Genomic DNA, 9,091 nt, shown 5'->3' on the forward strand with positions numbered 1-9,091 from the left:
GCGGTGAAACAGTTGGCGGATGCCGGTGTGGTAGTGATCTCCAGCACCCATGGGCGTGGGATTTTACCGGATAGCCATCCGCGCAGCCTACGGGCCTTCCACAACTCGCCAAGCGTTGAGTCTATCCTGACGCAGTGTGATTTGACGCTGGTGGCCGGTTCCCGCCTGCGGAGTAACGAAACTCGTACCTGGTCACTCCCACTGCCGCGCCCGTTGGTACAGATTGATATCGATCCGGCGGCGGCTAACCGTAATTATCTGGCGGATGAGCAGGTTTATGGCGACTGTTCCGCCTTGCTGAGTGCGCTGGCAGCACGCCTGGCACCCGGCGAGAAAGTGAATGCCGAGTGGGATGCCGAGATTGGCCGTGCGGTGGAGTTGGCCGAAACGGCACTGCGCCAGCAGTCTGGTGAATACGCCAAACTGAACGATGCTATCGCCGCTGCGCTGCCGCAGGATGGCCTGCTGGTACGTGATATCACCGTTTCTGGCAGCGTGTGGGGTAGCCGCCTGTTCCGGGCCATTTCGCCTTTATGCAATATTCACTCGCTGGCAGGGGCGATCGGCATGGGGTTACCGATGGCGATCGGCACGGCCATTGCCAACCCGCAGCGTAAAGTGGTTGGTTTGGTTGGGGACGGCGGTTTGGCGCTGGGCCTGGGGGAACTGGCAACCATGGCGCAGGAACAGGCCAATATCACCTTGCTGATCATGAACGACGGCGGCTATGGCGTGATGCGTGGCATTCAGGACAAGTATTTCTCTGGACGCCAGTATTATAACGAACTGCATACTCCGGCGTTCTGCCAGGTGGCAGAGGCGATGGGGCTGAAAGCCTGGAAAGTGAGCGATGCTGCGCAGTTTGGTGGCGTGCTGGCGGAGGCGATTAATTACCCAGGGCCATCGGTGGTAGAGGTTGATATGAAAAGCGTTGGGCCGTTGACCTTCGCTGGCCCACCGCAGAAGCTGTACTGACCGCTTACTCAGTTCCCTCTCTCCAGAGGCGTACTCCCAAGAGAGGGAACATAGAGTTACTTACCGGCAGCGATGCGATCGCGAATGTGCTTGGCACGGGCTTCGGAAGTTGGGTGGCTGTCAAACATGCTGCTTTCATGACCACCGTCTAATTTCGCCAGTTTATCGAAACTGGTAGCCAGGCCAGCAGGATTGATGCCGCGTTTTTTCAGCAGATCGAACGAGTAATCATCCGCTTCGCTTTCCTGTTTCTGAGAGAACTGGGCATTGACCAGTTTTTCGCCCAGATCGGCCAACTGCGACTGAGACAATGAGGCTGCTACACCGCCAGCTGAAGATGCTGCGGTACGTAATGCAACTGTCCCATAAGCGACCTGCATGGCTTTACGAGTGTGGCCCAGCGCAACGTGGCCCATTTCATGGCCCAGTACGCCTTCGACTTCGTTATCATCCATCATGTCCATCAGGCCGCTGTAGACGCGGATGCAGCCGTTTGCCATCGCCCAGGCGTTGACGTCTTTGGTCACGTAAACCTTGTAGTTTGCAGGGGTACCGTTGATATTATCCCCCAACGCTGCGGCGATCTTGTTCAGGCGCTTGGTATATTCGCTGCTTGCTGGCGCGATTTGCTCCTGGCTATCCATCTCTGCGCAGGATTTATCACTGAGTGCCTTGACGTCGCTATCGCTCAGCGTCGCCGCCTGGTAGGCCTGGGCACCGGATTGTAGTAGGGTATCGGTATTAAGGTTTTGACAGCCGCTCAATAAAGCAGTAAGGCTCAGTGCAATCAAAGAAGTACGGATTTTCATCGTTCTATCGTCCTGTGATAGTAAAGGGGGTGGTACTGTGTTCTGCTGCCATTATTCTGCACATAGCCTAGTGTACGGCAGGCTTGGCTGAAATAGCCATATTCCGAAATGTGTCCCGAACGTGCGCATTAGTGATGAACTCGCTCTCATTCGGTATTAGGGATTGCTGTTTCAATGCCGAGTCTGAGAAAATAGAAATCTTGATCGCTTTTTTAATCCGACCTGGAGTAAAACATGTCCTCTCGTAAAGAGCTTGCCAACGCCATCCGCGCACTCAGTATGGACGCCGTTCAAAAAGCAAATTCCGGCCACCCGGGCGCCCCTATGGGCATGGCAGATATCGCCGAAGTCCTGTGGCGTGACTACCTGAACCACAACCCTACCAACCCGCACTGGGCTGACCGTGACCGCTTCGTGCTGTCTAACGGCCATGGCTCAATGCTGATCTATAGCCTGCTGCACCTCACCGGTTACGATCTGCCGATGAGCGAGCTGGAAAACTTCCGCCAGCTGCATTCCAAAACTCCGGGTCACCCAGAATATGGTTATACCCCAGGCGTAGAAACCACTACCGGTCCGCTGGGCCAGGGGATCGCTAACGCGATCGGTTTCGCCATTGCCGAACGTACGCTGGCCGCGCAGTTCAACCGCCCAGGCCACGAGATTGTTGACCACCACACCTATGCCTTTATGGGCGATGGTTGCATGATGGAAGGCATCTCTCACGAAGTCTGTTCCCTGGCTGGTACCATGAAGCTGGGCAAACTGACCGCGTTCTATGATGACAACGGCATCTCCATCGACGGCCACGTAGAAGGCTGGTTCACCGACGATACCGCCAAGCGTTTCGAAGCCTATGGCTGGCACGTGGTGCGTGGCGTTGACGGCCACAACAGCGACTCTATCAAAGCCGCGATCGAAGAAGCCCATAAGGTCACCGACAAACCTTCCCTGCTGATGTGCAAAACCGTGATTGGCTTCGGTTCACCACACAAAGCGGGCACCCATGATTCCCACGGTGCTCCACTGGGCGCAGCTGAAGTTGCGGCTACCCGTGAAGCTCTGGGCTGGAAATATGCCGCCTTCGAAATCCCGCAGGATATCTATGCCCAGTGGGATGCCAAAGAAGCTGGTAAGGCTAAAGAAGCCGCCTGGAACGAGAAACTCGCCGCTTACGCCAAAGCCTTCCCAGAACTGGCCGCAGAGTTCAAACGCCGCACCAGCGGTGAACTGCCAGCCAACTGGAAAGCGGAAGCGAAGAAATTCGTTGAGCAGTTGCAGGCTAACCCGGCTAACATCGCCAGCCGTAAGGCATCACAGAACTCACTGGAAGCCTTCGGTAAACTGCTGCCTGAATTCCTTGGTGGTTCTGCTGACCTGGCACCAAGCAACCTGACCATGTGGTCCGGCTCCAAGTCTCTGGGTGACGATCTGGCGGGTAACTACATCCACTACGGCGTGCGCGAATTCGGCATGACCGCCATCACCAACGGTATCGCGCTGCACGGTGGTTTCCTGCCGTACTCTGCGACCTTCCTGATGTTCGTGGAATACGCCCGTAACGCGGTGCGTATGGCTGCGCTGATGAAAATCCGCAACGTGTTCGTCTACACCCACGACTCTATCGGTCTGGGCGAAGATGGCCCAACGCACCAGCCGGTTGAGCAGTTGGCCAGCCTGCGCGTGACGCCGAACATGAGCACCTGGCGTCCTTGTGACCAGGTTGAATCGGCTATCGCCTGGCAGTACGGCATCGAGCGCAATGACGGCCCGACCACGCTGGTGTTCTCCCGTCAGAACCTGACCCAGCAGCCACGTACCGCCGAGCAGTTGGCGAACGTTTATCGCGGTGGTTATGTGCTGAAAGACTGTGCAGGTACGCCGGACGTGATCCTGATTGCCACCGGTTCTGAAGTAGGCATCACCGTTGAAGCCGCCGACAAACTGACCGCCGAAGGGCGTAAAGTGCGTGTGGTATCCATGCCGTCTACCGACGCCTTCGACAAGCAGGACGCGGCCTACCGTGAATCCGTGCTGCCAGCGGCAGTTTCTGCTCGCGTAGCGGTGGAAGCGGGTATCGCGGATTACTGGTACAAGTATGTTGGCCTGAACGGCGCGATCGTAGGCATGACCACCTTCGGTGAATCTGCTCCGGCAGAGCAATTGTTCAAAGAGTTCGGCTTCACCGTCGACAACGTGGTAGACAAGGCTAACGCGTTGTTGAAATAACGACTGAGCTTTAACTGTGCGAGGGGCGAATATTCGCCCCTTATTTTTTGCTCCCCGGCCACTCTCCTTTCTCTCTCCTCAGCCTAGACAACATTAAGAAATCCTTAATGATTGGATAATCATGGCTGTTGCTGTCCAAAAATCGCCCACCATCACAAAACAGCAACATAGCGAATTAACGGCGTTGCTTAACCACCGCCATTCGCTATATGTTAATTTTTGGTTTTATAAATGTAACCAGGAGTTAATGGTATGTTTTTTAAGATTGGCGTATCTATGGCGGCGGCGGCCGTCTTAATCTCTGCTCCGGCCTTTGCCCAGTTCCCGGCAGGCTACCCGGCCGATTATCAAAAGATTGTCGATGCGGCGAAAAAAGAAGGCAAGGTGGTGGTGTATTCCACTACGGATACCAAAGCCGCAGGGCCACTGATCCAGGGGTTTGAAGCGCTGTATCCTGGCATCAAAGTAGAATACAACGATATGAACAGCACCGAGCTGTATAACCGTTATATCAGCGAGCAGGCGGCTGGGGGCACTAGCGGTGACGTGGTGTGGAGTTCTTCTATGGATACCGCGCTGAAGCTGGCCACCGACTATGCGTTGGAATATGCCTCGCCAGAGCTGGGGCAACTGCCTAAATGGGCCGTGTGGAAAGATAAGGCCTATGGCACGACTTATGAGCCGGTGGTGTTTATCTACAACAAGCGCCTGATCCCGCAGAGTGAGGTGCCGGACTCCCATGCCGCGCTGGCTAAGCTGATTGCCAGCCAGCCGGATAAATTCAAAAAGAAAGTCACCACCTATGACATCGAGAAGTCGGGACTGGGCTTCATGCTCTCGGTGCAAGACTTCAAGGCCGATCCAAACTACTTCGCTACCTTGGCCGATATCGCCAAGGGCGGGTTGGCCGTGCAGTCTTCCACTGGCACCATGATGGAAAGGGTTTCCTCAGGCGAAAACCTGATTGGTTTTAATATCCTGGGGTCCTATGCCGAGGCGCGAGCCAAAACCGACCCTTCACTCGGTATCTCGTATCCCAAAGACTACACGCTGGTGTTGTCACGAGTGACCTTTATCAGCCAGGAAGCGGCCAACAGCAATGCGGCCAAACTGTGGGTGAACTACGTGCTGTCTGAGCAAGGGCAGAATATCCTGGCCAACAAGGCGGATATCCCCTCCATCCGCAACGATATCGAAGGCAAGAACGACATCGATGGCATGACGCAGATGCTGGGTAAGGCGTTGAAACCAATCCCGGTGGACGAGAGCCTGCTGGAATATCTGGAACCTGCCAAGCGCCTGGAGTACATCAAACAGTGGCGTACCGCCGCTGCGAAGTGATGACGGAATAGGGCACGCCAATCATTGTTACCCCTCACCCCAACCCTCTCCCACAGGGAGAGGGAGCTGGTTCTGTGTTGTGGGTGGGTGCAGAAGCCAATCGGTGGCACGAGTGTTGTGAAGTGACACTAAAGTGAAAGTAGCGCATCCAGTTCCCTCTCTTCAAAAAAGAAAAAGGGAGCCAGTTCGGTGCCACGGTCAGGCTCAGAAGTGAATAGGTGGCACATTCAGTCCCCTCTCCCTGTGGGAGAGGGTTAGGGTGAGGGGAACTGCACAGAGTCTTTCCTGCGTTCTCCTTCAGCATGAAGCCTGTATTGCTTAAACAGGGAACTCTACCCCGGTGCATCTCAGGATGCAGGGGATATCACCATCGGGACAGTCTATGAAAGCATTGCGCAACAAGTGGCAGAGCCTGCCGCGCGGCTTGGTGGTGCTGATAACCGCGCTGGTTATCTACGTACCACTGTCGTTTATCGTGATCCAAAGCTTCCTTTCCGCGCCGTTTTTCTCGCCTTCCAAGGTGTTCAGCCTTGAGGCCTTCCGGTTTATCTTTACCGACCCCGATTTCTACAAGGCGCTGAAAAGCGGATTTATTCTGGCATTTGGCCTGGTTGTCATCTCCATTCCGTTAGGTGGCGTACTGGCATTTTTAATGGTGAGAACCGATTTGCCGGGCCGCCGTTTTATTGAACCGCTGATCCTGGTGCCGATCTTCGTTTCGCCGATGGTTTTGGGCTTTGGCTACGTAGTGGCAGCCGGGCCGGTCGGTTTCTTCTCGCTGTGGGCAGAATCCTTGCTGGGTTTTGTGCCCTGGAATATCTATGCGATGGGTAGCATCGTGGTGATCGCCGGGCTGACGCATGTTCCCCACGCTTATCTCTATATTTCATCGGCGCTGCGCAGCGTCGGTTCAGATGTTGAAGAGGCCGCCCGCACCGCCGGGGCTTCTCCGTTGCAGGTTATGACCGCCGTCAGCTTGCCCATGGTGCGGCCGTCGATCCTGTATGCCAGCGTGTTGCTGTTCTTCCTGGGGCTGGAAGTGTTTGGGCTGATGCTGGTGCTGGGCGACCCGGAAGGCAACCTGGTGCTGGCGACTTACCTGTATCAACTGACCAACAAGCTGGGTACGCCGTCTTACCATCTGATGGCGGCGGTGGCGGTGGTGTTGATCTGCATTACCATTCCACTGGTGATGTTGCAACGGCGTCTGATGCGAACCGCCAACCGCTTTGTCACGGTCAAGGGAAAAGCCTCTCAGGCCCGTGCATTGCCGTTGGGTAAATGGCGCTGGGTCGCCGGTGGCGTAGTGGTCTTGTGGCTTACCGTTACCATCGGTGTTCCGCTGGTGGGTGTGGTGCTGCGCGCCTTTATTTCCAACTGGGGCGTCGGGGTTTCCATTTGGGATGAGCTGTCGCTCAACACCTTCCGCACCATATGGCAGCAACCTAACCTGCTGCGGGCGATTGTCAACTCGATGGCGATCGGGGTGTTTGGTGGTGCGCTGGCGGTGGTGTGTTATCTGTTTATCGGTATTGCGATGCACCGTAAACCTGACGGCGTGACCCGCTTTCTGGATTACAGCGTACTGGTGCCGCGTGCGGTGCCTGGCTTACTGGCAGGCTTGGCTTTCCTGTGGGTATTCTTGTTCCTGCCGATGTGGCTGGATAAATCACTAAAAGCCGGTTGGCTCTCCGCGCTGCCGATCGCCGAATGGCTGCGTGAAAACCTGGTGGTGTGGTTACGCTCTCTGCGCAGCACCATTTTCAGCGTCTGGCTGGCTTATACCGTGGTGTGGATGGCTTATGGCCTACGGCTGATCTCATCGACGCTGTTGCAGGTTGCTCCCGAGTTGGAGGAGGCTGCACGCAGCACCGGAGCCTCTCGCGGGCAGATCACGCGCCATGTGACGATCCCGCTCTCCCGCTATGGCCTGATTGGATCCTGGCTGCTGATGTTCCTGATCTTCGAACGCGAATATTCCACCGGGGTCTATCTGCTGTCACCGGGTACGGAAACCATAGGTTCCATGCTGGTTTCCCTGTGGGCGGCGGGGGCGATTGATATTGTCGCCGCGCTCTCTTTTATTAACATCCTTCTGGTCGTGTTAGGACTAGGGATTGCCCTGCGATTTGGAGTGAAAATACATGATTGAGCTTTCGGTAGATAACCTGCACCTGACCTACGGCGATAACCCGGTATTGAAGGGCGTTTCGATGCAGCTCAAACGGGGAGAGGTAGTTTCACTACTTGGGCCGTCAGGCAGTGGTAAAACCACTTTGCTGCGAGCGGTAGCCGGGTTGGAAAAACCCACCCAGGGGAAAATCGTTATTGGCAACAATACCGTCTATAACGGCACGGCGCGCAGCGAGATCCCGGCGGAAGAACGCAATCTGGGCCTGGTGTTTCAATCCTATGCGTTATGGCCCCACAAAACCGTGTTTGATAACGTGGCCTATCCACTGAAATTACGCAAAACGCCTGCAGCGGAAATTACCCAGCGTGTACAGGCGGTACTCGAACAGCTCGGTCTGGGGCAGTTAGGTAAGCGCCATCCTCATCAGCTCTCCGGTGGTCAGCAGCAGCGTGTGGCGATTGGCCGTGCGTTGGTCTATAACCCACCGGTGATCTTGCTGGATGAACCGTTATCTAACCTGGACGCCAAGTTGCGAGAGGAAGCGCGGGTGTTCCTGCGTGAGCTGATCATCAAACTGGGCCTTTCTGCGCTGATGGTAACCCACGATCAGAATGAGGCGATGGCAATTTCCGATCGGATCCTGCTGCTCAATAACGGCAAGATCGAGCAGCAGGGTACGCCACAGGAAATGTACGGCTCGCCTGCCACCCTGTTCACCGCCGAATTTATGGGCAGCAACAACCGCCTGTTTGGCAAGGTGACGGAGATCCGAGAAGGCAACGCGCGGATCGAAGGTAAAGACTGGGGGCTGTGGGGTAAGGCTGGGGCTGGGTTAACCACTGGGCAGGAAGCAACTGCGGTGATCCGCGTTGAGCGAGTACGCTTGGGGGAAGATCCGCAAGGCAATCAGATCTCGCTACCCCTGCTGACCAGTATGTATCTGGGCGACCGATGGGAATATCTGTTCCGCACGGTGGCAGAGGACTTTGCGGTTCGTGCCTATGGTAGCGAAGTTCGTGGCCAAGAAATGTGCACGCTGTCTCTGCCCGCCGAGCATCTGTGGATTTTCCCCAAGGTATAGCGAGGGGGAACGCAGGGCGAAGAGATCGCCCTGCGGACAATGAGATGCACTTAGCGGCGTAGTTGCGTGAACCGGCGGTAATTACCAGTTCAGATTTAAAGTTAATCCCCCTCGCAGCAGCCAGTGAAACAATTCACTGGTGCGAGTAAAGTTCAGTTTCTTCATCGCAGACCGTTTATGCGAGTGCACTGTTTTAACTTTCAGTTGCAGAATATTTGCCGTCTGCGACTGGCTGATCCCTTGCCTCAGATAGTGCAGAACCTGGCGTTCACGTTCGGTCAGGCTCTGGCGATGGCAGGCAGGGCAAAGGTGCGTCCTTTCTTGTGGTAGAGAGTCTGTCTCTTATACACATCTGACGCTGCCGACGATGCCAACTGGGTGTAGATCTCGGTGGGCGGCGGATCAGTGGAAGGGGGGGGGGGGGGGGGGGGGGGGGGGGGGGGGGGGGGGGGGGGGGGGGGGGGGGGGGGGGGGGGGGGGGGGGGGGGGGGGGGGGGGGGGGGGGGGGGGGGGGGGGGGGGG

Annotated in this window: 8 protein-coding genes; 5 read left to right on the forward strand and 3 right to left on the reverse strand. The window is 56.3% G+C overall.

Features of this window, described 5'->3' with window-relative positions; all coding sequences use genetic code 11:
- The coding region (locus tag JHD74_RS24735; RefSeq protein ID WP_233169667.1) for a thiamine pyrophosphate-dependent enzyme at nucleotides 1-975 on the forward strand (975 nt) is incomplete at its 5' end.
- Between the two features lie 56 nt (nucleotides 976-1,031).
- Here JHD74_RS24735 and JHD74_RS24740 read toward each other — a convergent pair.
- A complete protein-coding gene (locus JHD74_RS24740) occupies nucleotides 1,032-1,784 on the reverse strand; it encodes a M48 family metallopeptidase (protein ID WP_024528292.1) in 753 nt (250 codons plus the stop codon).
- Between the two features lie 234 nt (nucleotides 1,785-2,018).
- Between JHD74_RS24740 and tkt the strand changes: the two genes are divergently transcribed.
- The 4 genes from tkt to JHD74_RS24760 all read left to right on the forward strand — a co-directional run bounded on the left by tkt (nucleotide 2,019) and on the right by JHD74_RS24760 (nucleotide 8,569).
- A complete protein-coding gene (gene tkt / locus JHD74_RS24745; protein ID WP_199063755.1) occupies nucleotides 2,019-4,013 on the forward strand; it encodes a transketolase in 1,995 nt (664 codons plus the stop codon).
- 252 nt (nucleotides 4,014-4,265) lie between these two features.
- The gene (locus tag JHD74_RS24750) at nucleotides 4,266-5,354 is read left to right on the forward strand and encodes an ABC transporter substrate-binding protein (protein WP_161712843.1); all 1,089 of its coding nucleotides are present in this window, start codon (nucleotides 4,266-4,268) and stop codon (nucleotides 5,352-5,354) included.
- Nucleotides 5,355-5,736: 382 nt separating this feature from the next.
- Nucleotides 5,737-7,506: an iron ABC transporter permease gene (locus JHD74_RS24755; protein ID WP_074029700.1), complete on the forward strand. Its 1,770-nt coding sequence runs from the start codon at nucleotides 5,737-5,739 to the stop codon at nucleotides 7,504-7,506.
- Entirely contained in the window at nucleotides 7,499-8,569 is a 1,071-nt protein-coding gene (locus JHD74_RS24760) for an ABC transporter ATP-binding protein (RefSeq protein ID WP_065684502.1), read from the forward strand. Before JHD74_RS24755 ends, JHD74_RS24760 begins: the two co-directional genes overlap by 8 nt.
- A gap of 81 nt (nucleotides 8,570-8,650) precedes the next feature.
- On the opposite strand, the gene JHD74_RS24765 is transcribed toward JHD74_RS24760, so the two are convergent.
- A complete protein-coding gene (locus JHD74_RS24765) occupies nucleotides 8,651-8,851 on the reverse strand; it encodes a response regulator transcription factor (protein ID WP_370592708.1) in 201 nt (66 codons plus the stop codon).
- The coding region (locus tag JHD74_RS24770) for a hypothetical protein (protein WP_199063756.1) at nucleotides 8,848-9,091 on the reverse strand (244 nt) is incomplete at its 5' end. The genes JHD74_RS24770 and JHD74_RS24765, both read right to left, overlap by 4 nt.

This window comes from Serratia sp. ASV30 (assembly GCF_016428815.1).
GTDB lineage: Bacteria > Pseudomonadota > Gammaproteobacteria > Enterobacterales > Enterobacteriaceae > Chania > Chania fonticola_C.

Coding starts and splice junctions, on each gene's coding strand:
- JHD74_RS24740 (WP_024528292.1), bottom strand. CDS start 1,784: ATGAAAATCCGTACTTCTTTGATTGCACTGAGCCTTACTGCTTTATTG.
- JHD74_RS24755 (WP_074029700.1), top strand. CDS start 5,737: ATGAAAGCATTGCGCAACAAGTGGCAGAGCCTGCCGCGCGGCTTGGTG.
- tkt (WP_199063755.1), top strand. CDS start 2,019: ATGTCCTCTCGTAAAGAGCTTGCCAACGCCATCCGCGCACTCAGTATG.
- JHD74_RS24750 (WP_161712843.1), top strand. CDS start 4,266: ATGTTTTTTAAGATTGGCGTATCTATGGCGGCGGCGGCCGTCTTAATC.
- JHD74_RS24760 (WP_065684502.1), top strand. CDS start 7,499: ATGATTGAGCTTTCGGTAGATAACCTGCACCTGACCTACGGCGATAAC.